Genomic DNA, 25270 nt, shown 5'->3' on the forward strand with positions numbered 1-25270 from the left:
TGGTGGTGTCAGAATTCGCGAACACGAAAATCTCGCTCGCGCAGGTGGTGTCGAGATTCACGCACAACTGGTGTCCAGGTTCGCGACCAAAACCAGCCGTCTTGTCCTCGGCGCCGGTGATCACGTGGGGATCGGTGCGGCTCGGAGTCAGGACCGTGCACGGGCCCCAGCCGTGGATGCTACTCCGCCGCAACCGGCCGATCCCCGACGAGCACACCCTGATTCACGGTGCATCCCGGGGTCCTGTGACCGATCCGGTGCTACGTGATGGTCGTCGGCTTTCTGTTCGTTGGGTGAGCGAGGCGGGCACCAGGCCGGAGAGGAATGTCCATCGCTCCCGCCGCGATTGCGGGCGTGGGTGTGGGCGTGGGGAGCCGAGAAGTTTCCGGGCCCACTGCTCTGGGTCGAACAGTTCGTCTTCGGACAGCCCGGTGGCGTGCTGGAGGGCCTGCGGATTCACCCGGTCGTAGGCACGGTTCACCCCGGTGGCGGCGTGTGGGCTCATGAGCATCCACTCTGCGCATATGCGCGTCGGTGTCCGCCACTGCATGTCAGATCCGGGGTGCTCGGCGACATCGAGGAGTCCCAGGTCCCGCAGCCCGCGCCACAACGATGCCCATTGCCCGAATGGTTCGCTCTCGGATTCGGGGTAGTCGAACACCATCAGCGGTCGGGCAGGGGGCTGGTGCGCACCAGCGCCAGCAGGGGAAGACCGAAGATGCGGGCGAAGTGGACGCGATGGTTGCCGTCGCTGCCCACGCTATAGATTGGCCCGGCCGAGCCTTCGACCCGTACGAGTTTCACCGGCTGTGCCCCGCCACCGATCCAGCGCCGCTCGATCCACGCTTCCAATTCCGCCGGGGTCGTGGCCTGATGTAGGGCCACGAAGACCTCGGCCAGTGAACGCCGAGTTGGGTCTGCGCACTTGAACATGCCCCACTCGAGATCGGCGGTGGACACGATCGGGGTTGGATCGATCCAGTCCAGGTATTCCGCTCGCGCGGCCGATCCAGAGTCCTTCTGCGGCACCGCTGCTGAACCGAACACGGCGATCTGGCCCACTTGCGGCGCTGAGGCGTTCACACCGGCGGCCCGTTCGCTGAGCCACGCCTGCAGTTCGGCGCCCGGGTCGGGGTCGGGGACGAACTTCATCCGCGCTGCGTGTGGGCCGGGTGTTGGCATGGTGTCGCGCAGTTCCACCAGGGCCTCGCGCAGCAGGGCACGCTGCGGCCCGTCGGCGGCGGCGCGCAGTTGGTGCATCCGTTGGTCTTGGGGAAGCTCGAGCTCGCAGTCCGTTGGCGCCGATTTGTTGTCGGCGATGATTTCCCGCGATATCGCCGAGCCGGCGTCAGTGGCGTCGAGCCCGAACCTGCCGAGGATGGCCTGCATCTCTTCCACGGTGGCGGACCAGCCGCGGATGTCGCGGGCGCCGATCCGCGCGGTGAACAAGCCCCTGGTCGTACGTTGGATCATGAAATGCCCGCCCCTGCATTGTCGTTCGATGGACGCGCTCGAGTATTCCCTGGTCCGGTGACAGCCGGACCAGGGACGTGTCGTCTGTGCAGGTCGGGTGGCTATTGGCCCTCGACGGTGGACGGCTCGGGTGTCGGGGCCGGCGGGCTTGTCTGGTTGGTGATGATGGTCCAGAAGATCAGGACGCCGAGCGCGCCGGCGCCGAAGAGGATCGCGCGGTTGCGGTACGTCCTGCGCTGAGGTGATGGTTGTCGGGAAAGGCAGATGAACAGGGCGCTCACCGCGGTGCATGCCACGATGATCAGGACGGGGACGAACGTGAGGGCGTTGGTGATGTCGGTGATGGATACCGTTGTTGTATTCACGTCGCACACGATGACGTAGGGGTTCTCCACCTTCCCCTGACCGTGGTCGGCGGTCGAGACATCGGAGACGGTTCCATGTGGGATGCGCGGGGTGAACGAGAGTCGTTGCCGAGCGACTCGACGATCCGCGTGATTGCGGATTCGGCCGAGGTCCCTGAGTCAGTGGCTTTCGCGGCCGCCGAACAGCCCACCCGGGGTCCGCTGGCGTTTCGTGCCGAAGTGCCGACAGAGGCCGACAAACTCCCCCCGAGCGCCAGGCGTATGACGCCTGAATTCGTGAACCGAGTTCTTGCGGCGTGGTCGTTGGTCCGGGCCGAGCTGGAAGCGAAGTGTGATCGGGGAGTTGATTGCATCGGCCGTGCGGCCGTCGGGACACCGGCGTGCTGCCGACACCTGAGTAAGCAGGAGCGACAGACAGCTGAGTTCATGCGGGAGGGAGCGCGTGTTTTCGTCGATCGGTGGCTACCCGCTCTGTGGCCCGCATGCTGGTTCTGGTCGGTGCCGGACGGCGGATACTGGGCAACTCCGACAGCGATCTACCAGTGGCAGAACGGCAAGTGTGCGATCTGCGCGGGCGCCGGGGACAAGGGCGGGCACTGGGGCATGGTGCTCGACCACGACCACAGAACCGGGCTTGTACGTGTTTGGCTTTGCCGCAATTGCAATGCCGTTGAGGGGCATTCGACCACGGACGGCCGATGGTTGAACTACCGCAACCGCCACAATCCTCGGTGTGCGCCGCTTGTACAGCAAACGCGGGTCCAAGACCCGGCGAGTACCGGGCCCCGGACAACTGACCCTCGAAGAACTGTAGACACTCCACCGCGCACGTCGAACTGGCGCCCGAATTTGCCATGCAGACCAGACCGAAGCCAGGCCGGGGCGATGACGCTGAAAGGGCAGGCTTCACAGGGGGTTCGAGGCTCTGACGTCGAGAGACTGGAGGTCACTGTGCCGAAATCGGTTGCCCGCGATGGGTCACGGACTCAGCATCGAAACCATGACCACAGCCGAGCACTTGATCGTGCGCCCGATCGGTCCAGGTGACGAGAGGGAATTTCTCGAACTCCGGTCGGCGATCACGCAGGACGGCACTGTCTTCGCCAAGGACTACCGACCAGGTATGGCCTGGTCGGAGTACCTTCTCGTTCAGGACCGTGCCCGTGCGGGGGAGGGCTTGGCCGAAGGCTCGGTGCCCTACACGTTCCTCGTCGCCGCCCTCGACGGCGTGTTCGTGGGCAGCAGCGATATCCGCCACCGGCTCACCGAGAAACTGGCCCGGTGGGGTGGGCACATCGGCTATATCGTCGCTCCGCGCTACCGCAGACTCGGACACGGGACAGAAATACTCCGCCAAACCCTCAGAATGGCAGCGGGTCTCGGTATCAGTCCGGCTTTGCTCACTTGTCGCATCGACAACGTCGGGTCGCGCGGGGTCTTCTCTGAACTATCAAGGCTGCGACTGGCTGTGACTCCGGCGCGCCTCCGTGGAACTGATGAACGGTTAGGCTGAGCTGGTAGCTGATGGGGCCGTAGGAAGTTCAGGCACGGTCATTCTCGGCGTTATTGGTGAGCGTGGAGGTGCGGCGCCTGGGAGTCCAGATCCACGAAAAGTCGCACCACACAACGAATCCTTCCCTCGCCGGACACACCCTCACCGGTGACCATCTGGATGGTGTGAGTTCCCACTGAAATATCAGTAGGTCGTTCCCGCTTCGGTGTCAGTACCTCGTCAGGGCTGACAGGCTGGGTTACGCTGCCGGGCAGATGGTTTTGCGTTCCAATGCTCTGACGTGGTCTGGTGTGCGTTGGGCGGGAGGTTGTGGACGGGGGACGCAGCTTCGCGGGCGCTGCGCCGAGCTGCTGCGGACCGGTTAGCCGAGCTGTCGCGGGTGGGTCGTTGACCAGCGGCCATGTGCGGTTGAGCGCAGAAAAACTGGGGGTTTCGGGGCGGCCAGCCGAGTAAGTCGGCGTTGTATCGGGCGGTCACGGCGAAGGTGAGTGCGGTTGATCGGGCAGGGCTGCGGGGTGGGGAGCGTGAGCGGTGCCGCTACAACGTGTTCCTCAAACGGCCCGTGCGACTTTGTGGACGACACGCCGAAAGAAGCGCAGTTTGCGCGCTGGTGAGACTGTGGAGGACGTGTCCGTGACGTCGAGTGCCTTTCGGCGTGTCACTGGCAGAAGATCTGGGAATACCGCTCACGCTCAACCTGTCTCGAACGCAGTTGGTGAAGGCTCTCAGCACGGCACATCGGCAGTCAGAGGCGGCCTGTGATGGAAAGGACCAGCCAGCAGAGCAGGCCGATCGGCCCACTACCTGTGGACCTTCGGCTTTAGGGGTGAGTGCGAGTCGACTGGTGGCATGGATGCTGGGCGGATAGTGATTGGAAAGCGAGGTCGGATTCGGTGCATACGGTCAACCGATTGGGTCGGGTCGTCGCCGACGGAGCGTTGTCGTGATCGATCTGGACGACGACGCTGAAGGGCGGTGCGAGGCGGTGGAGCTGAGCAGAGCTGAGGCGCTTCGGCTCTTGGCGGGAACACCGATGGGGAGAGTGGTCTATACGCGTGTGCGCCGCCCGCGATTCGCTTGGTCAACCCACCTGGTCGACGAGGACGGGCTGATCGTCTTTCACACGCGGCTGGGGTCTGCGATCGTCACCGGCCGCTCGCCTGTGGTGGTGACCTATGGTGCGGACGAGATCGACCCGCGACGTCGGATCGGTGGTCGGTGTCGGTGACCGGGCTGGCTCGCATTGTCGGCGACCCGAGCCGGGTGCAACGCTATGAGCGGCGCTTGCAGCCCTGGGTGCAGGGTTCCATGGACACCGTCATCACCATCGATCCCGACATCGTGTCCGGGATCAGACTGCTCGAGCGGCCGTCGGCCCCGTCGGATCAGCACTCGGGCCTGAGGGTTGGGCAGTAGTCGCCGCACGAGTCCGATTCGGTCACGGCAAAGGCACTGTCCAGCGCAGAACCGTTCCGCCTTCTGGGCGATTCTCGATACGGAACGTTCCCCCGGCGTTCTCGGCTCGGACGGCGAGGTTGGCCAGCCCGCTGCGGCGCGAGATGTCCTCGGCGACGCCGACGCCGTCGTCGGCCACTTCGATCGACACCTCGTCACCGACCCGCAGTTCGACCGAGACCAGGGTTGCCTGCGCATGGCGGACGACGTTGCTGACCGCTTCACGCAGGACCGCTTCGACGTCGTCGGACAGGGGCGGGGCCAGCACGGTGACCGGTCCGGCCAGCCGCACGGTCGTACGCAGCCCGGTGTCGGCGGTGGCCTCGACGATGATGCCGTGCAGGTGCTTTCGGTACTTCGAGGAGTCGGCGGTGTTGTTGCTCTGCAGATCGAAAATCGAGTGCCGGATGTCTTGGACGATGGATTGCACGTCGTCGATGGTCTCCATGAGCCTGGATTTGACCTCGGGTCCGCGAGCGCGCTGAACGCTGCCTTGTAGTGACAGTCCGACGGCGAAGAGCCGCTGGATGACGTGATCGTGCAAGCCTCGTGCGATGCGGTCACGGTCCGACAGCACGTCGAGTTCGCGCATGCGGCGCTGGGTGTCGGACAGTTGCAGGACCAGAGCGGCTTGATCGGCGAAAGCGGTGAGCATGGATGTGCTGGCCTCGTCCAGTGCTTGCGCATCGGCCGGACGGATGGTGGTCAGGACGCCGATGACGGTGTCTCCGACCCGCAACGGCACCACGACTGCCGGTCCGAACCGGGTCCTGGTGTCGGAGAAGAGGTTGTAGGGCAGCTTCTCACTGACCACCATCTTCTCTGAGCGGTAGGCGGCCCCGGACTGGGTGTCCTCCACGGCAAGACGCTGACCGATGATATCCGCGGCATCGACACCCGCCGCGGCAATCACGACCAGCTCGGTCACTTCCTCGTTCGGCACCTCCGGGTCCTCGGGCAGGGCGACGAAGGTGCACGCCGACTGCGTGAGGGTCAGTGCTTGCTCGGTGACCAACGACAGCGCTTCTTTCGGCTCCCCGCCGGCCAGGAGCGCGGTGGCCACATCCCTGGTCGCTTCGAGCCACTGTTGGCGCATGCGGGATTCCTCGTAGAGCCGGGCATTGGCGATGGCGATACCGGCCGCCGCCGCCAAAGCCTGCACGACGACTTCGTCGTCCTCGGTGAACTCCTGACCGCCAGCCTTCTCAGTGAGGTAGAGGTTGCCGAAAACCTCGTCGCGCACCTTGACGGGCACACCGAGAAAGGTGTTCATCGGGGGATGATTCGGTGGAAACCCGACCGAGGAGGGGTGCTCGGACAGGTCGGCCAGCCGGATCGGCTTGGGTTCCTTGATGAGCAACCCGAGCACCCCGTGTCCTCTGGGCAGGTCGCCAATGAGGACCCGGGTTCGATCGTCGATGCCTTCGTAGACGAACTCGGCCAGTTCGTTGCTGGTCTTGTCGTGCTCGCGCACGCCGAGGGCGCCGTATTGTGCATCGACCAGCTCGATGGCGGTGTGGACGATCGAGCGGAGGGTGTCGTCGAGGTCCAGGCCCGCGGTGACGACGAGCATGGCCTCGATGAGCCGGTCCATCCGATCCCGCACGTCGATGATCTGAGCGATGCGGTCTTGGACCTGGCTCAGCAGCTCACGCAGCTTCAGTTGTGACAGCGTCTCGGTGACCGGAATCTGCCGACCGGGCTGGCTCTGTTCATCCACGGCAGCATTCTTTCACGGCCGAGCAGGTTCGAGCGCCCTCTACGGAGGCCGCGAGAACGCTATTCCTCGAGCTTGGATGCCATCACCGCGGCCTGCGTGCGGCGTTCGACACCGAGTTTCGTCAACAGCCGGGAGACGTAGTTCTTGACCGTTTTCTCCGCCAGGAACATGCGCGCGGCGATCTGCCGGTTGGTCAGCCCTTCGCCGAGCAGAGCCAGCAAGGTCCGTTCCTGCTCGGTCAGGGTGGCCAACGGGCCGGTCTTCTCGGCAGCCTCGGCGCGGAGTTTGCTCATCAGCGCCGCTGCCGCGCGATTGTCCAGCAGCGACTTCCCGTCGCTGACATCGCGGATCGCGGCGATCAGTTCCAGGCCTTTGATATCTTTGATCACATAGCCGCTGGCTCCGGCCAGGATGGCGTTGAGCATGGCCTGCTCGTCGGTGAACGAGGTCAGGATCAAACACCGCAGGTCCGGGTTCGCCGAGAGAAGCTCACGGCACAACTCGATGCCGTTGCCGTCGGGCAACAACACGTCCAGGACGGCGACGTCCGGGCGCAGCGCGGGGATGCGGGCCAGTGCCTGGGAACAGGTCCCTGCCTCGCCGATGACCTCGAGGTCGGGCTCGAGGTCGATGAGGTCGGCTACGCCGTGCCGGACGATTTCGTGATCGTCGACCAAGAAAACCTTGACCATGAGTTCGGACCTTTCGTTAGCGTGACTGCTTCAGCCGACGATTTTGGGCCGCTCGCCGTTGGACGCTGTGTGCATGGCCACGGTCACCGGGCCGTGGGCGTGCAACAAGTACAGGCACCGACGCCTGGTCGAGGACCGCCCGGCACACCGACCCGAGGGCAAAGCCCGTCAGTGCGCTGCGTCCCCGGCTGCCCACGACGATCATTTGCGCGTCGATCGAGGCGTCGAGGATTCGTGTGGCCGGATCACCGTCGGAGAGGATCCGATGCACTGTGATCTGAGGGAATCTTTCGGCGTAACCGGCCAAGCTCGCCGAGAGCGTGGCCTGGGCCTGCTGTGCGGCGCTGTGCCCGGATTCGCGTTGGTCTGTTCGTGACCATACCATGAGGGCAAGGAGATCGACATTGCGTGCCGCAGCCTGCTCGAATGCGATGCCTACGGCGCGGACGCTGGCGGCGGACCCGTCGATACCGACCAGGATCGGGTGTGAGGGTGCCGGGGCGCGGCCGGGGGAGACCACGACGGCCGGGCAGCTCGAGCGCCGGACGAGCACGGCGCTGACCGAGCCGAGCACCGCTCGGTCGAACGCATCCATCCGCCGTGTTCCGAGTACGAGCAGACGCGCCGTGTGCGAGCGTTTGGCGAGCACAGACACCGGGGCAGGCCAGGCAAGCTCGGTCGTTATGTCGAGGGTGTCCGGCCCGGCGGCTTGCCGCGCTTGCTGCTCGGCCTCGGCCAGCGCGGTAATGCCTTCTTCTCGGTAGTGGTGGTTGTACAGCCTCAACTCGCCGAGTCGGCCGAGATCCCACCCTGTCCCGATGGCGTGCACCAGGTGAAGTGGCGCGCGGTGCAGCGCAGCTTCCTCGGCCGCCCACCGGACTGCGGACAGTGCGTGTGCGGAGCCGTCTACGCCGACGAGGACGGGCTTGTCACGGCGGGCCGTCATCGCCGGTGCTCCGCAACGACGTCTGTCGGCGCTTCGGCGCGCTGCTTGATGCCACGCAACATCTTGCGTTCCATCACCAGACTGGCCGGCACCATCACAACCGCATAGAGGCGCCGCAGCAAGCGCGAGGAGGGCCCGGTGAGCCGGTTCCGGCTGATCAACCGAGTGCCACCGGCGACGGGTGTCAGCAGGAACGTCCAGGTCCAGTCGCCCTCGTCAGAGGCCCACACAAGGGTGTGTGGTGGTTCGATGATCTGCGCCCGCATGGTCGGGCCCGAGTCGCCGAGGGTGAGCTCGTCACCGACGGCGAGGTGCTGGTAGGCAGGAACGATCTCATGGGAACTGTGCATGTCCAGGCCGAGGAGGTTCTCGATCCAATCGAAGGTGTACGCACCGGCCCGGCCCGGGCCCATCTGGACCAGCCACGGCCACACGGCCGCGGGAGGAGCGTCGATGGTCACCGCGCGGGTGGTCTGCAAGCCGGCGTCGGCAAGGAGGTCGTCGCCGGGCATCGCAGCGGTGGCCTCCTGCGACGTCGCGCCCCACATCGCATACCGCTGGGATCTGCCGAGCAGACACACACCCGCCACGATGGCTGCTATCGACACACCCCAGGCGGTCGTGGGCCAGGTGATCGTCGGTATCGGCTGTTCCATCGTCACTCCCAGGTTGTCGTTCACGCCCAGGTTGCGCGGCGCTAGGCCGGTGATGCACCGAAGGGGAAATGCGGGGTTCCCAGCCCCGAGGCCGGCCGGTGCAGCCGGTAGCCTAGCAGGCCTACCGCCAGGCCCAGCAGCCCGAAAACCGGCTGCAGCCAGTGGAACTGGCCGATCACCAACGGCTGGACGGCAACCCAGCCCGCCAGGAGCGCACCGCTGATCATCCCGGCGAGCGCGGCGCTCGGGCGGGCACGCAGAGCGAGTATCGCGGTCGTTGCCATCGGGACACCGACGATCGTGGCCAGCAGCAGCCCGGCCAGGACTGGGCTGCTGTAGGGAAGGCGGGGCGTGATCTCGGGGCCGAGGTCGGCTCCGCCGCTGATCAGGCCGAAGGCCCCGGCAAAGGCCCACAAGGCGACGAACGCGGCCGTGCCGATCAGGCCCGCGCGCAGGGCGCGCTGGGTCTTGCGCTGCTTGAAGGTAGACATGGTGTTTCTCCGGTGAGCTAGTCGATGCCGGCCGCGGCCGGGGGGCCTGCGGCGAATGCGGGTCGCACGCGCCATCCCCAACGCCCCAACCCCATCGCGAGGGTGGTGTAGAGAACGAAGGCGGGGTAGACCAGTGCGCTGCCGTAGTCGCGTGCCCATGGCCAGAGCCGGGGGAGTTCGACGACCGCGGCGGCCAGCAGCACACCGGCGACCGCGAGGGTCGGATGAGCGAGCGGGGCTGTTGTCGGGTCGGTCGAGCAACGATCACGTGGCGAGGGCATACATCGAGTCTGGCCGGGGCCTGCCCCTCACGGTGAGAGTCGCACTGCCCTTCCTCGCGGGACCAAAGTACGCCGGTGAGGGACTTAGTACTTCCCGGCTCGCTTCCGGCGGCCGCTCGCGTCGGCTCGGTGATGAAGGTCGTCCGGCCGGGCCGCGGTGACCTTGTTCCCTGATGCCGGGGGCTCTGTCCCGGTCATGCTCGGGGCTGATACCGGCGGTCCACCCACAGGAGCGCCACTACGGCAGAAACAATGATGTCGCACAACCGATCTCACTGCATCGAGCACCGGACACGGCCCGTGCTGGCCGCCGTTGACGGGTCACCGATCTCCTACCCGGCGGCCGCGTGGGCGGCCGGCGAAGCCGCGCTCCACCGTCGAGCGCTCCACATCCTGACCGCGGCACTGCCGACCCGGCCAGGACCGGCGTTGACCGCCACGGAGGCGGACCTCGAGCGATCGCGTGTCCACGCCGAGCGGGTGGTCGGTGAGGCCGCGCGGGCCGCGCGAGACGCGGGCGGTGACGAGCTGGCGATCACCACCGAGGTCAGTTTCGAGGCCGTCGTGGCGCTGCTGATCGAGCGATCGGTGACGGCGGGCATGCTGGTGGTGGGCAGCCATGGATCCGGCGGCCTGCATCGAGAGCCGCTCGGGTCGGTCGCCACAGCGGTGACGAGTCACGCGCAGTGTCCGGTCGCGGTCATCCACGGCATCACCGCCGCCGATCCGGTCTCGGCCGCCCGGCCTGTGCTGGTCGGCGTCGACGGGACCGCCAACAGTGCGCCCGCGGTGGAGCTCGCTGTCGAGGAGGCCTCCCGACGGCGAGTGGATCTGGTGGCGTTGCACGCGTTCAGCGACATCGATGGCCCGCTCACCCTCGGTCGGGAGATGACCATCGAGTCCGCCGCGGCCGAGCTGTCCGAAGCGCTGGCGGGCTGTGGCGAAGCGCTATACCGACGTGACGGTGCGGACGCTGGTGGTGGCCGATCGTGCCGTGCGGTGTTTGCTTCGCGAGTCGATGACGGCGCAGCTGCTGGCGGTGGGCAGTCATGGCCGCGGCGGATTTGCCGGCATGCTGCTGGGGTCCACGAGCGCGGCGTTGCTGCACGCGGTGCAGGTTCCGATGTTCGTGGTTCGCGGCTGATCGCGGCGAGGTCATGCCATGGTGAGGACGTCGGCCAAGGGCCTGCGGGGGGTTGCTGGTGGTCGGCGGTCATCGGGGGCTACCCGATGCGCACGACGACCTGCGGCACTCCGGGATGGCCGATCAGGCTGCTCAGCATGCGCCGTCCGGCGGTCGATTCGGTGATGTGGGTCAACGCGCAGGTCGACAGGCCCGACGCTGTGCATTCCAGCAGTGTTGCCGACAGCGCTTCCCCGGTCTGAAGCCAGGTCTCCGGTGTTTCATCGGTGGCGGTGAGGACCGCTAGCCGCGCGTGATCGCGCAGCTCGCCGCGGCGTGCCGAGGATTCCGCTCTCGGGAAATCGCGGGCGACACCGACGCGCTCGGCTTCGGACTCCGATGCCAGAGACGAGGCCGGGACCCCTTCGGTGAGGTCGGAATGGCCGGCCCACCACCGTATTTCGGCCTGGTAGTCCATGTCGTTTCGATGCAACGACCCGGACTGGTCCGAGGCGACCGTCAAAGGTGCTCGCGTGTCCTCGTCGAGCACGTCGAGGGTGAGACCGTGTGGGCTGACAAGGTCTTCCACGGCGAGCCTGACCGAGGCCCAGCCGCTGGGTTCGGCTATCGGCAGCCGGTCGGTGTATCGATACTCGATCGCCTCGGCCCGCCGGAACACGGCGGTGGGAGGGTCGGGCCACGGCGTGAACTCGATGTTCGCCAGGAGATCGGGCTCGTTCAGGTCGGGCAGCCGGGCGAGGTCTGTGGCCCAGCACAGGGACGCGAAGGCCGTGCGGACGTGGTGCAGTGCCGACCCGCAGCTGATTATCGCTTGGCGGCCGTGCGGGTCGGCCGAGGTCAGTTGCCTGTCGAGGTCGCGATGCAGACGCAATCGGGTGCCGTCGAAGACCCAGCGCCAGGGTTGAGTGTTGTGCACCGACGGTGCGCGGCACCCGAGCCCGATCGCCGCGCGGATTGTGGTCGGCCGGGGGACTAGGGGGGCTGGTGTGTGGCTCATATCACCCAGTGTGTTCCGTGTCGCAGGTGTGCCGAGACGGCCGTTACTCCCGTTCGGTGAGGACCTAAGGCCCCTACGTGTCCGCGGCTGTGGTGCCGGGAGCCGGGTGAACGACCATGACCGGACAATCGGCATGCTGGACCAGCGAATTGCTGGTCGATCCGAGCAATAGGCCGCGGAATCCGCCTCTGCCTCTGCTGCCGACGACGACGAGCTGCGCGGCCTTCGACCATGCGAGAAGGCGAAGCTGCGGCCCCGACAGATAGACTTTTCGCACGACTTCGACGTCGGGGAACTTCTCCTGCCAGCCGGCCAATTGTTCGGCAAGTACCGCCTCGGCTTCGACACGGACCTCCTCGTCGCGGATGATCTCGGGCATATCGCCGAAGCGATCGAAACTCAGATCGCTCCAGGTATGTACGGCGACCAGACGCGTCGCGCGTTCGGCCGCCTCGGCGAAGGCAACGCCCACCGCAGCCGCGCCCAGAGCGCTGCCGTCCACGCCGACGACCACCGGCCCCTCGCGGCGGGCGATCTTCGCCGGCCCGGCGCCCCGCACCACCACCACGCCGCTGTGACCGTGGCTGGCGACGGCCAGCAATGTCGAGCCGAGATGGGCGAGCGCGCCGTCGACACCAGATGCGCCGATCACCATCAGGTGCGCGGTGGACGAGCGTTCGATCAGCGCTCGCGCCGGGGACACGTCCGAGATCGACAGCTCGATGTCGAGTTGGGGGTCCACCTCGCGCGCCGCCGTGGCGGCGGTTGAGAGCAGTTCGGTGCCGTGGGCGCGGATCGTGTCCGTAAGAGGAGGAGCGATGAGGTCGTAGATGCCCAGGGCGCTGCGGGTGGCCGCGATGTCCAAGGCGTGCAGTAACTCGAGGCGCCGCTGGCGTTGTGAGGCCACCTCGGCTGCCCAGCCCACAGTACGGGTCGCACCCACCGAGCCGTCGATTCCGACGACGACCGGTGCCGATGCCCGTTGGTGTGGGTCGTTGCTGTCCTCGACAGTCATCGCCGGAATCCTTTCTCGACCGAACACGGGTATTCGAGGTGGTGGAGGGTCGGAGGTCAGGACTCGAGGACGGGGCGGGCGATGATCAACGGGCATTCGGCGCCGTGCAGGACGGCCTGGGCCACCGAGCCGAGCGTCATGCCCGCGAACCCACCGCGACCGTGGCTGCCCACGACGATCAGCTGTGCGTGTGCCGCGGCGTCGAGGATCGCTTTGGCGGCTCGTTCCTCGACGACGACTCGCTGGACCTGTACGTCGGGGTATTTTTCGGCGAAGCCGGCGATGCTCTCGGCGAGCACGGCCTCGGCTTCGGTCTGCATCGTGGAGCGGGCCTCGTATCGGTAGAACTCCGACCAGGCGTTCACCGCGATCAGCCCGGTGTTGCGGCGGGCCGCTTCGTCGAAGGCGATAGCGACTGCGTCGGTACTGCAGGCAGAACCGTCGACCCCCACCACCACCACCGCGCCGTCGGCGGGCGCCGTGGACTCCGGGATCACCGCCACGGGGCAGCCGGCGTGCCGGGCGATCGAGGTGCTCACCGATCCCAGCAGCGTGCGACGGAACGCGCCGAGTCCTCGGCTTCCGACGACGAGCAGACGGGCTGATTCGCTGTGGTGGCGCAGCACCGCTACCGCGGAACCGGCCACGACGTCGGTGGTGATCGTGATATCGGTGATCGGCGCGGCGACCGCGGCGGCTTGCTGTGCGGCATCGGAGACGATCGTTTCACCGTGGCGGCGCAGCTCATCGACGTCGTAGAGCGGGCCGGCCAGCCCCGGTCCGTAGTCGACGGGGACGTCGACGGCGAAGACGAGCCGCAGGGCGACCCGGTGATGTGCGGCGTACTCGGCTGCCCAACGCAACGCGTGGCGTGACTGCTCGGATCCGTCGACGCCGACAACGACCGGCTTCGGATTCGCGGGAGTGTTCATGTCGATCCCTTTCTGTCGTTGCCAGCGTGCGCCCGCCGCCGCACCCCCCGGCAGGGTCTCGAGACCCCCGCGGGCGGGTCTTTCGTCGTGACCATTCGTGATTTCGGCAGGGACTTTCACCGGCGAACGGCACTGTATCGCCGGTGCAGGAGCAGGAATCGTGAAAGACACACCTGTTCCGCCCAAGAGATCGAGGAAGTCCTGATGTCCATCGAGACCAGGCCCGACACCGCCCCGCCCAACGCGCCAGGGCACCTGAACGCCAGCGCGATGCTGGCCCGGTACCTGCATGCGCAGCGGGAAACGATCATGGACGGGCAGGTCGCGGCCGGTCACGATGATGCTGACGCGGTCGTGGCGATGGTCAAAGCCGCGCGTCGTGCCCGCAGCGCGCTCAGCGCGCACCCGCGGGCGGTCAGCCGCCAGTCCGACCTCCGTCGCCTCATCGAGGAACTGCGCTGGCTCGGTATCACCGTCGGCGCGGCCCACGAACTGCGGGCCCAGTCCGCGCGACTGCACGCCGCGGTCGAAGTCCTGCGCCCACGGTATGTCCGCGGACCGGTGCGCGACCGGATGAGCGAATACTTCGACACCCGGAGCCGCCCGGCATGGATCGCCGCGCGCGATCTGCTGTCCTCGCCCCGGTACCCGGCCCTGACCGAGGACCTGATGGCCGAGGAACGGTTGCTGCGGTCCGGGGTGGTGCCCGGCATCGACGACCCGGACAACGCCGCGGTCCTCGACGGACTTCTCGCCCGAATCCGGGCGCGGATGCGCGCCATCGGCAAGGCCCGCGACGAAGACGCCACCGACGCCGCCATGCACGATCTACGCAAAGCGGTCCGGCGCACTCGCTACTACCTGGAGTCGGTCCACGAGCTGAGTCCCTCCCGAAACGCCCAGGCAACCGAGGGATTGGTGGCGCTGCAGGATTTCCTCGGTGACTACCAGGACGCGGCGGTGGCCAAGCAGCACCTGATCCAGCTCACCCGAGAAGCCGAGAACGCCGGCGAGTCGAGCTTCACCTACGGACTGCTGCTGCAACGCGAAATCGACCGCACCGCCGACTACGCCGAGACGCTGCCGAGCATCTATTGGCGATCCCTGCGCGGCACACGGGTGATGGCCGAGGTGCACACGATGACCCAGACGAGCTGAATTCGACCCAGGAAGGCACGACGATGAGCACCAAGTCCCAACCCCGCGAGCACCACGTCCGGCCTGTGCTGGTCGCCGTGGACGGATCGGCGACTTCCTATCAGGCCGCGGCATGGGCCGCCAACGAAGCGGTGTTGCACCAGCTGCCCCTGCAAATCCTGACCTCCGGTGCACTCCAGACCGGGTTCGGGCCCGGCATGTCCCTGGGTGAAGCCGACCTGGAATGGCTGCGTGCCGACGCCGAACGCGTCGTCGGTGAAGCTCGGCGGGTAGCCGGCGCCGCGGTCCCCGACCAGAACCTGACCATCACCACCGAAGTCGCGTTCGAGCAGGCAGCACCCCTGCTGATCACCCGCTCCACCGACGCACAGATCCTCGTGGTCGGCAGCCGCGGCCTCGGCGCCTTCCAGCGCGGGCTGCTCGGCTCGGTCAGCCGCGCGGTCTCCCAGCACGCCGGCTGCCCGGTCGCGGTCATCCACGGCATCGCCGCCATCGACCCGGTCTCGGCGACCCTGCCGGTCCTGGTCGGTGTCGACGGCACCGCCAACAGCGTCCCCGCCCTGGAACTCGCCTTCGCCGAAGCCTCGCTCCGCAAGGTCGAACTCGTCGCGCTGCACGCGTTCAGCGACTCCAGTGCGCTGGATCTGCCGGCGTTCGGCTGGGAAATGGGCCGCCAGTCGGCCGAAGCCGATCTGGCCGAATCCCTCGCCGGATACGCCGAACGCTACCCCGACGTGCCGGTCCGCCGGATCATCGTGGCCGATCGACCGGTGCGGTCGCTGGTCGATGAAGCCGCCTCGGCGCAGCTGGTGGTCGTCGGCAGCCACGGCCGCGGCGGATTCTCCGGCATGCTGCTCGGGTCGACCAGTACCGCACTGCTGCACTCGGTGGAAACCCCGACCATCGTCGTGCGAGACAGAGGCTAGTCCGATGACGTCGTCGACCTTCCGTACCGATGCACTGATGGTGGCCACCGTGCGGTTGTGGCGATCGCGCCCCTGGAGCACCAGTCCGCTGATGCGCTGGCCCGAGCGACTGCAGTCCGCAGCCCGGTTGATCGCGGCGCTGATGCTGCTGGCTGCCGTGCCGCTGGCTGGTGCGGCGGGCACCATCACCTACACCGGCGAAGCCGCAGCCATTGATGCCGAGCAGCGCGACAGCACCGCGGTCGGAGCAGTGGTGGTATCGCGGCCGGACTACGGCCCGGGGCACGTGCGGCGGGCCCAGGTGAGCTGGCTATCGGATTCGGGCACCGTCGTCGCTAGGATGCCGGTCTCCTCGTCGGCCGACGAGGGTGAGCGGATTACGGTGTGGCTCAACAGGTCCGGCGAACCCGTGAAACCGCCCAGGGAGCCGGTCGTGGCGGTTTTCGCGGGCATCGGCACTGCGGTTGTCGTGTTGGTGTCTGCTGGCGTGGCCGGTTGGGGCCTGATCGCGGCCACCGAGGCGTTCGTGGGCTGGCGGCGCAGCACGGTCTGGGACCGCGAAGCGTCCGAGCTGAAACAGTAGACCGGACATACCGATGTGGTTGCGGTGGACCGTTCTCGTCACCATCGGCGAGTTCCTCGGCTTCTCGATACCGGCGCTGGTCGCGACGTCGATGTGGGATCGCGCGGGAATATGGCCGACTGCGTTATTGCTGGTAGCGGGTATGGGTGAGGGTGCGGTGCTGGGCTTGTTCCAAGCCCGGGCGCTCCGTCCGGTGATTCCCGACCTGGGCTACCGTGCCTGGATCGTGGCCACGGCGCTGGGTGCTGTGGTTGCCTGGTCGGTGGCGATGATGCTGGCACGCCTCGACGCTGTGCGCGCATGGCCCACCAGCGTGGCGATCTCGGCGCTGTGCGTGGGCGCGGCCGTGGTGATCTCGGCTCTCGGGGTGGCCCAGTGGGTAGTCCTGCGCCGGTATCTCAGCCGAGCAGGCTGGTGGATCGCCGCGACCGCGGCGTCGTGGGCGGCTGGGCTGATCTCATTCGCTGTGTTCACCAGCCCGCTATGGCACCAAGGCCAACCGGCGGCACAGATCGCCGCGATCGGCGTCGCGGGAGGCTTACTGATGGCAGCGGTCATGGCCGCGGTCTCCGGACGCTTCCTGGTGTGGCTGTTGCGCTCCCAGACCAACGGCGGGGACTGAGCTCTGCACCACGCACGCATCCCGGGGGCAAACGGCCTGGCGCCGCTGAAGGACTCTGGGGCACCGGCCGTGCGGGTGGGAACCACCGGCGGCCCCTCATCCACCCGGCGGGTCGTTGCGGTCTCAGCGACGCCAACCCCGGCTGTGACTTCGCCGGCGCCAGCTCAGCATCCCCCCGGCGAGCCTAGGCACACCCTCGCGTTCGGAAACCGATACCGTGATGGCGGCCGTAGCACAAATAATCGGTCGCCACAGCAGGCCGATGCGTTTTCCGCGGTGGTGTTATCGCGGTCGCCAACCGCAGTCCCGGTCGTGAGAGGCTTGGCCTCCGGCGGGTCCGACTGCGGTCCGGAAAGGGCCTTGGTACTCCCGGATGGTGGCTCTCGGCCCTTCTGCCGTCAGCTCCGCTCGGCGCATTGTGGAAAAGCGGTCGAAGGACCGCGGTCCTGGTAGGAGACGTGACGATGCACTGGTATGACCATGATGTCAATAGTTGGGGATATGCGTGGATGGGCTTGGGCATGCTCCTGTTCTGGGGCATGCTGATCGTCGGTTTCACTCTCGCGCTGCGCTACCTGTTTCGCATGGAGGGCGCTCAACGATCCCATCCGGGGCCGCCCGGACCGGAGCATGTGCTCGCAGAACGATTCGCCCGCGGCGAGATCGACGCGCAGGAGTACACCGATCGGCTGGGTGTCCTGCGTTCGACTCCACAGCGATGACTCGCAGGCGACTGACGGGACCACCGAGGTGATGTGGGCGTGGCGAGTAGTGCGCCCCGGCCCGGTCGGGTCCTCGGCGCTGCGGCTCGGAGAGGAACCGGTTCCGGTTCCCGGCCGTGACGAGCTTCTGGTGCGAGTGCTTTGCTGCGGGGTGTGCCGCACCGATCTGCACGTGGTCGAAGGCGACCTGCCGGTCCATCGCGCATCCGTGACACCAGGCCATGAGGTCGTCGCCGAGGTCGTTTCCGTGCCGGAGGGATGCAGCAGCATTGCTGTCGGTGACCGGGTCGGGATTCCGTGGCTGCGTGAGACCTGCGGGGTGTGCCGGTGCTGCCTGCGCGGGGCGGAGAATCTGTGCCCGCGGTCGCGCTACACCGGCTGGGACGCCGACGGGGGATACGCCGAGTTCGCTACTGTCCCGGTCGATTTCGCGTTGCCGCTGCCGTCTGGGTACCTCGATCAGGAGCTTGCCCCGCTGCTGTGTGCCGGGTCATCGGATACCACGCGTTGTTGCGGTCCGAGCTGCCCGACAACGGTGTCCTGGGGATCTACGGATTCGGTGGTAGTGCCCATTTGACCGCCCAGATCGCGCTCGGGCGCGGCGCTCGGGTGCACGTGATGACCCGTGATGCGGCGGCAAGGGACCTGGCGTTGGAACTCGGGGCCGACTCGGCCCAAGGTGCGGCCGACCCCGCACCGGAACCACTGGATTCGGCGATCCTGTTCGCCCCGGTCGGGGATCTGGTACCGCCGGCGATGGAGGCGCTGGATGCGGGCGGCACGCTGGCGATCGCGGGGATCCATCTCACCGATGTTCCGGCGCTGAACTATCAGCGACATCTGTTCCGGGAGCGCCAGATTCGCAGCGTCACGTCCAATACCCGCGCCCAGGCGCGGGAATTCCTCACCTTGGCCCAGGAGCACCGGCTGCGCGTGTCGACACACCGCTACCCGCTCGACCACGCCGACTACGCGCTGCGCGACCTGGCACTCGGCCGATTCGACGGTGCCGCCGTGCTGGTGCCCTGACGCAGGGCCATCGGCTGCCGCTGCGTCGCCGCGGACGGGAGGCCTGCGCCGCTGCTGGTAGTTCGCCCGCTGTCGGTTTCCGGCGGCTGTCAGCGGCGTGGCGCAACGGGATCCAACCGCGGTAGCTGAGAAACGATCAACATTCGCGCGACCGCGGTCATGGCCGAGCAATTCCGCGATGGCCCGTCCGGCCTCGCTGCCGGCAGTGTGCTGGAGCCGGGGGCAGGTCAGTGCGCCTCCTGGTGCGCGGGATCGGAGTTGATCGCGACGTCGCAGGTCTGGCTTGGTCCCAGGGTACGTTCGATGTCCTCGACACAGACGCGGATGGGAGCTGCGGAGCTCGGGTGCAGGCGTAGGGTGACCGGCTGTGGGTGACGGTGACGGTGACGGGTTGTCCCCGGTAGGAGATGGTGAGCTCACCGCTGCCGAGTTCGGCGGGCAGGACCGGATGGAGTCGTAGCGTGTCGTTGCGGGTTTCGATGCCGCTGTAGCAGCGCAGCCCCATGTCGGCGGTCCCGGCCATGGCGCCGATGTGGACGCCTTCTCGGTGGTGCCGCGTTGGGTGTCGGCTACGTCAGCGCGCAACGCTTGGACGAACAGGCCCCAGGACCGTGCCCGGTCGGTGCGAACGAGTACCCAGGTGTGTGCGAGGCGGCTCAATGTCGAACCGTGGCTGGTCCGGGCGATGTAGTAGTCGACGGTGCGGGGGATGAGCTCCGGCGACAGTGCGAAAGTGCCCAAGGTCCGCGGTGCACCGGCCGAAGGTCAGGGGACAGGCCGTAGTGATAGCCGAAGTCACCTCAGGTTGGGCCCTCCTGCCCTAATCAGCGGCCCTGCCGCAGTGCCAGTGTGGTGAGAACAACCAACGAAGGACGGACATCATGGACCGCGGATTGCCTGACGACAACACTGTCAAGGCGGTGCTCGCGCTCGCTGGGCGGGCACCGTCGGTTCACAACGTACAGCCGTGGCGCTGGCGCATCACCGATCGCGGCGTCCACCTGTATCTCGACCAGCAACGGGCACTGCCGGTGACCGACCCCGATCAGCGCGACCTGCTCCTGAGTTGCGGTGCCGCGTTGCATCACCTGTCGGTGGCATTCGCGGCGACCGGCTGGGCGACGGTGGTGCACCGGCTGCCCAACCCGGCCGACCCGGACCACCTCGCCTCGGTGACCTTGGTGGCCCATAGGCCGATGGATCAGGAGATCGCGATGAGCTCGGCGATCCGGTACCGCCACACCGATCGCAGGCACTTCAGCTCCTGGCCGATCCCGCCGGGTTGCCTCGGCTTGCTGACCGAACGGGCCATGGCACTGGGTGCGATCGTACGTCCGGTGGATGACGCCGACCGAGTTCGGCTCGTGGATGCCGCGCGGGCAGCCGCGCGCGCCCATGCCGCTGATCCGGCCTACCGATTCGAGACGGCGGTGTGGTCTGGCAGGCATGCCAGCCTCGATGGGGTACCCGCTCGCAACACCCCGGCGCCGCGACCGGGCGACGAGCTGCCCGCACGCACGTTCGCCGGCGCCGAACTGGCTGATCCCGCCCACGGGGACGATCACGCCGAGGTGCTGATGCTCGGCACGTCCTCCGACGACAGGATCTCGCGGCTGCGCGCGGGTGAAGCGATGAGTGCTGTCCTGCTGACCGCCACCAACATCGGATTGGCCACCTGCGCGTTGACCGAGCCGCTCGAGATCCCCGCCCAGCGGGACCAGCTCAGGTCGGCCATGCTCGGTGGCACCAGCTACCCACAGGTCTTCATCCGGGTCGGCTGGGCTCCCACGAGCAACGAGCCGATCGCCGAGACGGCGCGCCGCCCGGTCGAGGATGTGCTGCTCGGCGCCGAAGCCGACGGAAGAAACGGCGCCAGGTAGGCGCTGGTGTGCGGACGGAAGGACTTCGCTGGTTCTGCTCGGCGCAGTAGCTGAGCGCGACCCCTGGTGGCTGATCCTGACCGCCCTGGTGGGGCTGAACCTGCTGCTCTACAGCGCCCTGGGCTGGTGCCCGGCCACCCTGGCGCTGCGCCAGCTCGGCCTCGCCGACACCACCTGCCTCACCCCCACCTGAGAACCAACAGTCCCGGATCGGAGCACATGATGGACCTCGCCTTGTCGACCACTCTGCACACCACCTTCGAGGACGCGATCGAACGCACCGCAACAGCGCTGGCCGAGCAGGGATTCGGCGTCCTCACCGATATCGACATGCAAGCCACCCTCAAAGCCAAGCTCGGCCACGACATGGAGGACTACCGCATTCTCGGCGCCTGCAACCCACTGTTGGCCCACCGGGCAGTCGATATCAACCGCCAGATCGGGCTACTGCTGCCCTGCAATGTCGTGGTTCGCCGCGACCCCACCGACATCGACACCATCATCGTCGAAGCCATGAATCCCCAACTCCTGGTCCAGGTCACCGGCCAGCCCGCCCTCGACCCCGTCGCCGACGAGGCCACCACCCGCCTGCGCGCTGCCCTGGCCGCGCTGGACTCCACCCGGAATTGAACCGCCCGACTCCATACCGCACCCGGACAGAACCCACCGCGACGGCTCGGAGTTCCGACGTCACCGCCCCAAGGGGATCACTGACGACCGGACCCCGTTGACTTCTCTCGTGCCTGTGACGTCGGCACTGCGAGGGGCACGCAACGGTGTGTCGTTTCGGGGTCAGCAGCACCGGTGACTATCGGCCCTCGATGAAGAACCAAATTCCCGTTCACCGCAGGTCCGGAAGGGGAGAAGACTCGCCATATGACTGACAGCAACGCGAACATGACCTCCCCGGCGGTCGATCGGTCGACCATCCAGATGGCGCTGCAGCAAGCCTGCCGCGCCCCCTCGATCCACAACACCCAGCCCTGGCGCTGGGAATTCGACGGCACGAACCTTTTCCTCTGTCGCGACAACACCCGGCTCCTGACCGCCGCGGACCCGACCGGACGCCAGCTGGTGATCAGCTGTGGCGCCATCCTGGATCACCTGCGCACCGCGCTCGCCGCTCGCGGTTGGCGCACCGATCTCGAGCGCCTTCCCGATCCTGGGCGCCCTGACCTGTTGGCTCGTCTGGTACCCCGACCCTGGACCAACCCGCCCGACGACGTCGTTGCCCGCGCAGCAGCGATCCAGGATCGACGCACCGATCGTCTTGCACTGCTGGCACCCGCGGGTTTCGAGGACGTAGCCCGATCGGCACGGACGCTGGCAAACCCCCATGGGATCGAGCTCGATGTGCTGGCCGACAGTGCCCGTCCGATCCTGGCCGAGGCATCGCAGGAGGCCAGCGCCAAACGCCGATACGACATGGATTATCAAGCGGAACTGCACTGGTGGACAGGGCATTCAGCCCAGCACGAGGGAATCCCGCGCACGGCGCTGCCACCCGATGACGCCATTACCCACGTTCCGATTGCCCGGACATTTCCTGCCGCGCCGGGAAACGGGCGCCGCCTCGACATCGAAGACCGAGCCGAACTGATTGTATTGAGCTCGTCAGGCAACAGCGTCAACGACTGGCTACAGGTGGGTGAAGCGCTCTCAGCGGTCTTGCTGGAATGCACCCGTGCAGGTCTGGCCACCTGCGCCTTGACCCACATCACCGAGCTGGTCAGCGCCCGTAGGGCCCTGGAAGGTCTCATCACCGGCAACGGGGTTCCGCAAGTCCTCATCCGCGTCGGTGCCGCACCAGCCGATGACGCCCCGCCCCAGCCGATCTCACGTCGACCGGTCGAGGAGATCTTGACGATCGCCGCGCATCCGGGCTGAGAGCGAGAACCACTCATCGCCCTGGCAGGCGAGCCGTTGGCCTGGATCGCCGCGCCGACGTCGCTGCTGACCGGAGGGGTAAATCCGCGGTGTGTTCGGTCTGTCCCCTCGCGATCCCGCGGTCGCCGCAGCGGCCGCGGCGTCCCGGAGAGCGCGCGCGTGCGGCGTCTGCTCTCGGAACGAGTCGCCGACGGCACACTGCCCTTCCACCCTTACAACGCGAAATGGCGTGGCGCGCATTGGGTGCTTTCGCCTTGGCCGAGCTCGGGTATCCCGCGGGTGACGCGTCCTTGGTGCCGTTGCGCGAGCAGGCGCTGGAGTGGGTGCTGTCGCAGGAATACGAGCGGCGGCATATGGGTCGGGTCCGGGGAGAGGATCTGCCGACACTGCACGCCTCGATCGAGGGAAACCTGGTCTGGTCGCTACTGCGGTTGGGACTGGCCGACGAGCGGATCGATCGCCTTGTCGCTCGCCTGCTCCGTGCCCAATGGTCCGACGGCGGCTGGAACTGTGATCGGCGAGCGAGCGGCCGCGTGTCGTCATTCGGGGAGAGCGTTGTCCCGCTTCGGGCACTGAACGCCTATACCCGCACCACCGGAGATTCCGATGCCCGCGAGGGGGTCCTTCGTGCTTCCGAACTGTTTCTCCGACGTCGGCTGTTCCGCCGCCGCACCGACGACTCCGTCATCGATCGGGCGTTTCTCGAGCTGCACTTCCCTGCTATTGGCACTACGACATCCTGTTCGCGCTGACGGTGCTGGCCGAGTCCGAGTTGATCGACGATCCACGCTGCGCCGAGGCACTCGACGTGCTCGAGGCGAAGCGGTTGACCGATGGCGGCTTTCCCGCAGAAGCGAAGTTCTCTCGTGTCAGCTCTGCGCACCCCGGCGGTGGATCTTCACTGGTCAGCTGGGGACCGACCAGTCGCCGGTCGTCCAACGAGTGGGTGAGTTGCGCGTCGCTCGCCGCGTTGACGGCGGCCGGGCGGTCACGGTCAAGCGTAACGACCTGACGTCGGCCCCCAGTCGTGGTCGCAGATGTGCGCTGGTCTGATCGGGACCGCCCACACGCCGCGTTGAGGGACCACGCAGCGAGATCTGGGGCCGATCGGCCGCCGCGACAATGACTTTGTCCCCTGCTCGAGGTCGGCCGATCACGGGAATGCTCGAACTCGACGTCGGCGACGACGAGCTGGTGACCCCGAGGAAAGGCACAACGATGAGCGAGAAGAAGGCGCGGCCCACCGAACACCGAATCAGGCCCGTGGTGGCCGCGGTCGACGGATCGGCCAACTCCTATCAGGCTGCCGCGTGGGCAGCCGCCGAAGCGGTGCTGCACCACCTGCCGCTGCACATTCTCACCTCGGCCGGGATACAGACGGGCTTCGGGTCGGGGATCACGCTCGGTGAAGCCGACCTGGAATGGCTGCGGGTAGACGCCGAGCGGGTGGTCGGTGAAGCCGCGCGGGTCGCCCGCGCTACGGTGCCCGACGAGGATCTCACGATCACCACCGAGGTCGCCTTCGAGTTGCCCGCGCCGCTGCTGATCGACCGCTCGACTGGGGCGGAGATACTCGTGGTCGGCAGTCGCGGCATCGGCGCCTTCCAGCGCGGGCTGCTCGGCTCGGTCAGTACGGCGATGACGCGCCACGCCCACTGCCCTGTGGCGGTGATCCAAGGTATCGTCGCGTCCGATCCGGTGTCAGCCGCGCTGCCGGTCCTGGTCGGCGTCGACGGGTCCGACAACAGTGTGCCCGCGGTGGAACTCGCGTTCGAGGAGGCCTCGCGTCGCAAGGTCGATGTCGTGGCGGTCCACGCGTTCAGTGACGCCAGCGCCGATCTGCCGACGCTCGGGTGGGAAATGGGCAAACAGACCGCCGAAGCTGAGCTCTCCGAGGCGCTGGCCGGCTACGGCGAGCGCTACCCCGACGTGGCTGTGCGCGGCATCGTCGTGGCCAACCGCCCGGTCCGTGCGCTGCTGGAAGAGTCCACTTCGGCACAGTTGCTGGTGGTTGGCAGTCACGGCCGCGGCGGATTCGCCAGTATGCTGCTCGGCTCCACGAGCAACGCTCTGCTGCACTCGGTGGACATTCCGATGATCGTCGTACGCGACAGGAAGTAGCAGTGACGACAGGGGCGTCCGCCTGAGACGGGGCACCAAAACTGTTGGTGCGCTGCGACGAGCTGCTCCGAGGCCTGGCGGTGAATCCCGCCCACCGGTCGTGGCGACGTCCCCCGGTTTCGAGTTCTTGACCAGATCATCAGGAGTAGGACGATAAAGATCGATGATGTTTTCCGCACCGTGAAAGACGTGATGGCTGTCGAGCGCGTCTACGCCGAACCGATCGAACGTGACGGCACCACGCTGATCGGCGTCGCCGCCGTCTCCGGTGGCGCCGGGGGCGGTGGATCGGAGACCAATGGCGACGCGGGATCGGGTGCCGGCTTCGGGGTCGGGGCGAAGCCGGTCGGCGCGTTCGTCATCCGTGACGGAAACGTGCGGTGGCAGCCGGCGATCGATATGAACAGGCTGATCACCGTTGTCGGGGCCGTTGTCCTGGCAGCGCTGATAGTCGGCGGCATCCGCTCCGCCGGCGGGCGGTGATCATCTCGCCGTCGACCCGACTGCGTCCTCGTCGCTGATCCGGCGGCGCGACGACCCATGTGGCAAAAGCGGTTCAGCCGTGCGCGGAGCGCTGCTCGGGTTGGGGCTGATCGGAGCTGTGCATGCCTCGTGCTCCTCGTCGCGCGACCCAAGGTCGCCTCGGCGCGGCATTCGGTACT

The 25270-nt window shown here is 67.3% G+C and carries 28 protein-coding genes and 3 pseudogenes; 18 read left to right on the forward strand and 13 right to left on the reverse strand.

The window, feature by feature from the left end; translation table 11 throughout:
* Positions 1-663 precede the first annotated feature (663 nt).
* Together ACWEVR_RS26925 and ACWEVR_RS26930 are read right to left on the reverse strand one after the other, a co-directional pair.
* Positions 664-1473, reverse strand: coding sequence for a hypothetical protein (locus tag ACWEVR_RS26925; protein ID WP_452469218.1), 810 nt, complete (start codon positions 1471-1473; stop codon positions 664-666).
* A 101-nt stretch (positions 1474-1574) separates the two neighbouring features.
* Positions 1575-1838: a hypothetical protein gene (locus tag ACWEVR_RS26930; protein WP_378666709.1), complete on the reverse strand. Its 264-nt coding sequence runs from the start codon at positions 1836-1838 to the stop codon at positions 1575-1577.
* A gap of 426 nt (positions 1839-2264) precedes the next feature.
* Between ACWEVR_RS26930 and ACWEVR_RS26935 the strand changes: the two genes are divergently transcribed.
* The 4 genes from ACWEVR_RS26935 (at position 2265) to ACWEVR_RS26950 (ending at position 4767) form a co-directional block, all read left to right on the forward strand.
* A complete protein-coding gene (locus ACWEVR_RS26935) occupies positions 2265-2885 on the forward strand; it encodes an endonuclease domain-containing protein (protein WP_452469286.1) in 621 nt (206 codons plus the stop codon).
* The gene (locus ACWEVR_RS26940) at positions 2839-3351 is read left to right on the forward strand and encodes a GNAT family N-acetyltransferase (RefSeq protein ID WP_378666705.1); all 513 of its coding nucleotides are present in this window, start codon (positions 2839-2841) and stop codon (positions 3349-3351) included. Before ACWEVR_RS26935 ends, ACWEVR_RS26940 begins: the two co-directional genes overlap by 47 nt.
* 943 nt (positions 3352-4294) lie before the next feature.
* Positions 4295-4579 (forward strand): PNPOx family protein, encoded by a 285-nt coding sequence (locus ACWEVR_RS26945; RefSeq protein WP_378666704.1) that lies wholly within the window; start codon positions 4295-4297, stop codon positions 4577-4579.
* Positions 4576-4767 carry a hypothetical protein gene (locus tag ACWEVR_RS26950; protein WP_378666702.1) on the forward strand — a complete coding sequence of 64 codons (192 nt, stop codon included), beginning with the start codon at positions 4576-4578 and terminating at the stop codon, positions 4765-4767. Before ACWEVR_RS26945 ends, ACWEVR_RS26950 begins: the two co-directional genes overlap by 4 nt.
* Before the next feature lie 22 nt (positions 4768-4789).
* Here the strand turns inward: ACWEVR_RS26950 and ACWEVR_RS26955 are convergent, their stop codons facing one another.
* From ACWEVR_RS26955 to ACWEVR_RS26980, 6 genes are read right to left on the reverse strand one after another with little or no spacing between them, the layout of a single operon-like run.
* Positions 4790-6526, reverse strand: coding sequence for a GAF domain-containing sensor histidine kinase (locus tag ACWEVR_RS26955; protein ID WP_452469219.1), 1737 nt, complete (start codon positions 6524-6526; stop codon positions 4790-4792).
* A 59-nt stretch (positions 6527-6585) separates the two neighbouring features.
* On the reverse strand, positions 6586-7218 hold the full coding sequence (locus tag ACWEVR_RS26960; RefSeq protein ID WP_378666698.1) for a response regulator: 633 nt from the start codon (positions 7216-7218) through the stop codon (positions 6586-6588).
* A gap of 16 nt (positions 7219-7234) precedes the next feature.
* Positions 7235-8164 carry a universal stress protein gene (locus ACWEVR_RS26965; RefSeq protein WP_378666697.1) on the reverse strand — a complete coding sequence of 310 codons (930 nt, stop codon included), beginning with the start codon at positions 8162-8164 and terminating at the stop codon, positions 7235-7237.
* Positions 8161-8820, reverse strand: coding sequence for an SRPBCC family protein (locus ACWEVR_RS26970; RefSeq protein ID WP_378666695.1), 660 nt, complete (start codon positions 8818-8820; stop codon positions 8161-8163). The genes ACWEVR_RS26965 and ACWEVR_RS26970 overlap by 4 nt, the downstream gene beginning before the upstream one ends.
* A 41-nt stretch (positions 8821-8861) precedes the next feature.
* The gene (locus tag ACWEVR_RS26975; protein ID WP_378666694.1) at positions 8862-9311 is read right to left on the reverse strand and encodes a hypothetical protein; all 450 of its coding nucleotides are present in this window, start codon (positions 9309-9311) and stop codon (positions 8862-8864) included.
* A 17-nt stretch (positions 9312-9328) separates the two neighbouring features.
* Positions 9329-9592: a hypothetical protein gene (locus tag ACWEVR_RS26980; protein WP_378666693.1), complete on the reverse strand. Its 264-nt coding sequence runs from the start codon at positions 9590-9592 to the stop codon at positions 9329-9331.
* A gap of 255 nt (positions 9593-9847) precedes the next feature.
* On the opposite strand from ACWEVR_RS26980, the pseudogene ACWEVR_RS26985 reads away from it, so the two are divergent.
* Positions 9848-10736, forward strand: a pseudogene (locus ACWEVR_RS26985) (universal stress protein).
* Positions 10737-10815: 79 nt separating this feature from the next.
* On the opposite strand, the gene ACWEVR_RS26990 reads toward ACWEVR_RS26985, so the two are convergent.
* The 3 genes from ACWEVR_RS26990 to ACWEVR_RS27000 all read right to left on the reverse strand — a co-directional run bounded on the left by ACWEVR_RS26990 (position 10816) and on the right by ACWEVR_RS27000 (position 13680).
* Positions 10816-11733: an Acg family FMN-binding oxidoreductase gene (locus ACWEVR_RS26990; RefSeq protein ID WP_452469220.1), complete on the reverse strand. Its 918-nt coding sequence runs from the start codon at positions 11731-11733 to the stop codon at positions 10816-10818.
* Between the two features lie 73 nt (positions 11734-11806).
* Entirely contained in the window at positions 11807-12748 is a 942-nt protein-coding gene (locus tag ACWEVR_RS26995) for a universal stress protein (protein ID WP_452469221.1), read from the reverse strand.
* Positions 12749-12804: 56 nt separating this feature from the next.
* On the reverse strand, positions 12805-13680 hold the full coding sequence (locus ACWEVR_RS27000; RefSeq protein WP_452469222.1) for a universal stress protein: 876 nt from the start codon (positions 13678-13680) through the stop codon (positions 12805-12807).
* A 204-nt stretch (positions 13681-13884) separates the two neighbouring features.
* On the opposite strand from ACWEVR_RS27000, the gene ACWEVR_RS27005 reads away from it, so the two are divergent.
* The 6 genes and pseudogenes from ACWEVR_RS27005 to ACWEVR_RS27030 all read left to right on the forward strand — a co-directional run bounded on the left by ACWEVR_RS27005 (position 13885) and on the right by ACWEVR_RS27030 (position 18720).
* Positions 13885-14838 (forward strand): CHAD domain-containing protein, encoded by a 954-nt coding sequence (locus ACWEVR_RS27005; RefSeq protein WP_452469223.1) that lies wholly within the window; start codon positions 13885-13887, stop codon positions 14836-14838.
* Positions 14839-14861: 23 nt separating this feature from the next.
* Positions 14862-15764 (forward strand): universal stress protein, encoded by a 903-nt coding sequence (locus ACWEVR_RS27010; RefSeq protein ID WP_378666688.1) that lies wholly within the window; start codon positions 14862-14864, stop codon positions 15762-15764.
* 37 nt (positions 15765-15801) lie between these two features.
* Positions 15802-16347 carry an Rv1733c family protein gene (locus ACWEVR_RS27015; protein ID WP_378666687.1) on the forward strand — a complete coding sequence of 182 codons (546 nt, stop codon included), beginning with the start codon at positions 15802-15804 and terminating at the stop codon, positions 16345-16347.
* Positions 16348-16366: 19 nt separating this feature from the next.
* Positions 16367-16969, forward strand: coding sequence for a hypothetical protein (locus ACWEVR_RS27020; protein WP_378666686.1), 603 nt, complete (start codon positions 16367-16369; stop codon positions 16967-16969).
* A 464-nt stretch (positions 16970-17433) separates the two neighbouring features.
* Complete coding sequence (locus ACWEVR_RS27025) at positions 17434-17691, forward strand: SHOCT domain-containing protein (protein ID WP_452469224.1); 258 nt, start codon at positions 17434-17436, stop codon at positions 17689-17691.
* Positions 17692-17722: 31 nt separating this feature from the next.
* Positions 17723-18720: pseudogene (locus tag ACWEVR_RS27030) on the forward strand (zinc-binding alcohol dehydrogenase family protein).
* 157 nt (positions 18721-18877) lie between these two features.
* On the opposite strand, the gene ACWEVR_RS27035 reads toward ACWEVR_RS27030, so the two are convergent.
* Both ACWEVR_RS27035 and ACWEVR_RS27040 read right to left on the reverse strand, forming a co-directional pair.
* Entirely contained in the window at positions 18878-19243 is a 366-nt protein-coding gene (locus ACWEVR_RS27035; protein WP_452469225.1) for a glycosyl hydrolase family 65 protein, read from the reverse strand.
* An 80-nt stretch (positions 19244-19323) separates the two neighbouring features.
* Positions 19324-19461 (reverse strand): annotated as a pseudogene (locus ACWEVR_RS27040) (hypothetical protein); the annotation flags it as partial.
* A gap of 140 nt (positions 19462-19601) precedes the next feature.
* Between ACWEVR_RS27040 and ACWEVR_RS27045 the strand changes: the two are divergent.
* From ACWEVR_RS27045 to ACWEVR_RS27075, 7 genes are all read left to right on the forward strand, one after another.
* Complete coding sequence (locus ACWEVR_RS27045) at positions 19602-20600, forward strand: Acg family FMN-binding oxidoreductase (protein ID WP_067488129.1); 999 nt, start codon at positions 19602-19604, stop codon at positions 20598-20600.
* Positions 20554-20793, forward strand: a complete 240-nt coding sequence (locus tag ACWEVR_RS27050; RefSeq protein ID WP_378666683.1) for a YgaP family membrane protein — start codon at positions 20554-20556, stop codon at positions 20791-20793. Before ACWEVR_RS27045 ends, ACWEVR_RS27050 begins: the two co-directional genes overlap by 47 nt.
* A gap of 29 nt (positions 20794-20822) precedes the next feature.
* Positions 20823-21230 (forward strand): DUF302 domain-containing protein, encoded by a 408-nt coding sequence (locus ACWEVR_RS27055; RefSeq protein WP_067488334.1) that lies wholly within the window; start codon positions 20823-20825, stop codon positions 21228-21230.
* 246 nt (positions 21231-21476) lie between these two features.
* Entirely contained in the window at positions 21477-22487 is a 1011-nt protein-coding gene (locus ACWEVR_RS27060; RefSeq protein WP_067488131.1) for an Acg family FMN-binding oxidoreductase, read from the forward strand.
* A gap of 254 nt (positions 22488-22741) precedes the next feature.
* Positions 22742-23239: a hypothetical protein gene (locus ACWEVR_RS27065; RefSeq protein ID WP_378666679.1), complete on the forward strand. Its 498-nt coding sequence runs from the start codon at positions 22742-22744 to the stop codon at positions 23237-23239.
* 409 nt (positions 23240-23648) lie between these two features.
* Positions 23649-24608: a universal stress protein gene (locus ACWEVR_RS27070; protein WP_307656709.1), complete on the forward strand. Its 960-nt coding sequence runs from the start codon at positions 23649-23651 to the stop codon at positions 24606-24608.
* A 192-nt stretch (positions 24609-24800) separates the two neighbouring features.
* On the forward strand, positions 24801-25091 hold the full coding sequence (locus ACWEVR_RS27075) for a spore germination protein GerW family protein (protein ID WP_452469287.1): 291 nt from the start codon (positions 24801-24803) through the stop codon (positions 25089-25091).
* The last annotated feature ends 179 nt before the right edge of the window (positions 25092-25270 follow it).

Source organism: Nocardia sp. NPDC003979 (genome assembly GCF_053605015.1).

Bases quoted from the DNA above. Each gene is read 5' to 3' on its own strand.
- ACWEVR_RS26925 (WP_452469218.1), bottom strand. From the start codon at position 1,473: ATGATCCAACGTACGACCAGGGGCTTGTTCACCGCGCGGATCGGCGCC.
- ACWEVR_RS26935 (WP_452469286.1), top strand. From the start codon at position 2,265: ATGCGGGAGGGAGCGCGTGTTTTCGTCGATCGGTGGCTACCCGCTCTG.
- ACWEVR_RS26940 (WP_378666705.1), top strand. From the start codon at position 2,839: ATGACCACAGCCGAGCACTTGATCGTGCGCCCGATCGGTCCAGGTGAC.
- ACWEVR_RS26960 (WP_378666698.1), bottom strand. From the start codon at position 7,218: ATGGTCAAGGTTTTCTTGGTCGACGATCACGAAATCGTCCGGCACGGC.
- ACWEVR_RS26965 (WP_378666697.1), bottom strand. From the start codon at position 8,164: ATGACGGCCCGCCGTGACAAGCCCGTCCTCGTCGGCGTAGACGGCTCC.
- ACWEVR_RS26970 (WP_378666695.1), bottom strand. From the start codon at position 8,820: ATGGAACAGCCGATACCGACGATCACCTGGCCCACGACCGCCTGGGGT.
- ACWEVR_RS26975 (WP_378666694.1), bottom strand. From the start codon at position 9,311: ATGTCTACCTTCAAGCAGCGCAAGACCCAGCGCGCCCTGCGCGCGGGC.
- ACWEVR_RS26980 (WP_378666693.1), bottom strand. From the start codon at position 9,592: ATGCCCTCGCCACGTGATCGTTGCTCGACCGACCCGACAACAGCCCCG.
- ACWEVR_RS26990 (WP_452469220.1), bottom strand. From the start codon at position 11,733: ATGAGCCACACACCAGCCCCCCTAGTCCCCCGGCCGACCACAATCCGC.
- ACWEVR_RS26995 (WP_452469221.1), bottom strand. From the start codon at position 12,748: ATGACTGTCGAGGACAGCAACGACCCACACCAACGGGCATCGGCACCG.
- ACWEVR_RS27000 (WP_452469222.1), bottom strand. From the start codon at position 13,680: ATGAACACTCCCGCGAATCCGAAGCCGGTCGTTGTCGGCGTCGACGGA.
- ACWEVR_RS27005 (WP_452469223.1), top strand. From the start codon at position 13,885: ATGTCCATCGAGACCAGGCCCGACACCGCCCCGCCCAACGCGCCAGGG.
- ACWEVR_RS27010 (WP_378666688.1), top strand. From the start codon at position 14,862: ATGAGCACCAAGTCCCAACCCCGCGAGCACCACGTCCGGCCTGTGCTG.
- ACWEVR_RS27015 (WP_378666687.1), top strand. From the start codon at position 15,802: ATGGTGGCCACCGTGCGGTTGTGGCGATCGCGCCCCTGGAGCACCAGT.
- ACWEVR_RS27025 (WP_452469224.1), top strand. From the start codon at position 17,434: ATGCACTGGTATGACCATGATGTCAATAGTTGGGGATATGCGTGGATG.
- ACWEVR_RS27035 (WP_452469225.1), bottom strand. From the start codon at position 19,243: ATGGCCGGGACCGCCGACATGGGGCTGCGCTGCTACAGCGGCATCGAA.
- ACWEVR_RS27045 (WP_067488129.1), top strand. From the start codon at position 19,602: ATGGACCGCGGATTGCCTGACGACAACACTGTCAAGGCGGTGCTCGCG.
- ACWEVR_RS27050 (WP_378666683.1), top strand. From the start codon at position 20,554: ATGTGCTGCTCGGCGCCGAAGCCGACGGAAGAAACGGCGCCAGGTAGG.
- ACWEVR_RS27055 (WP_067488334.1), top strand. From the start codon at position 20,823: ATGGACCTCGCCTTGTCGACCACTCTGCACACCACCTTCGAGGACGCG.
- ACWEVR_RS27060 (WP_067488131.1), top strand. From the start codon at position 21,477: ATGACTGACAGCAACGCGAACATGACCTCCCCGGCGGTCGATCGGTCG.
- ACWEVR_RS27070 (WP_307656709.1), top strand. From the start codon at position 23,649: ATGCTCGAACTCGACGTCGGCGACGACGAGCTGGTGACCCCGAGGAAA.
- ACWEVR_RS27075 (WP_452469287.1), top strand. From the start codon at position 24,801: ATGGCTGTCGAGCGCGTCTACGCCGAACCGATCGAACGTGACGGCACC.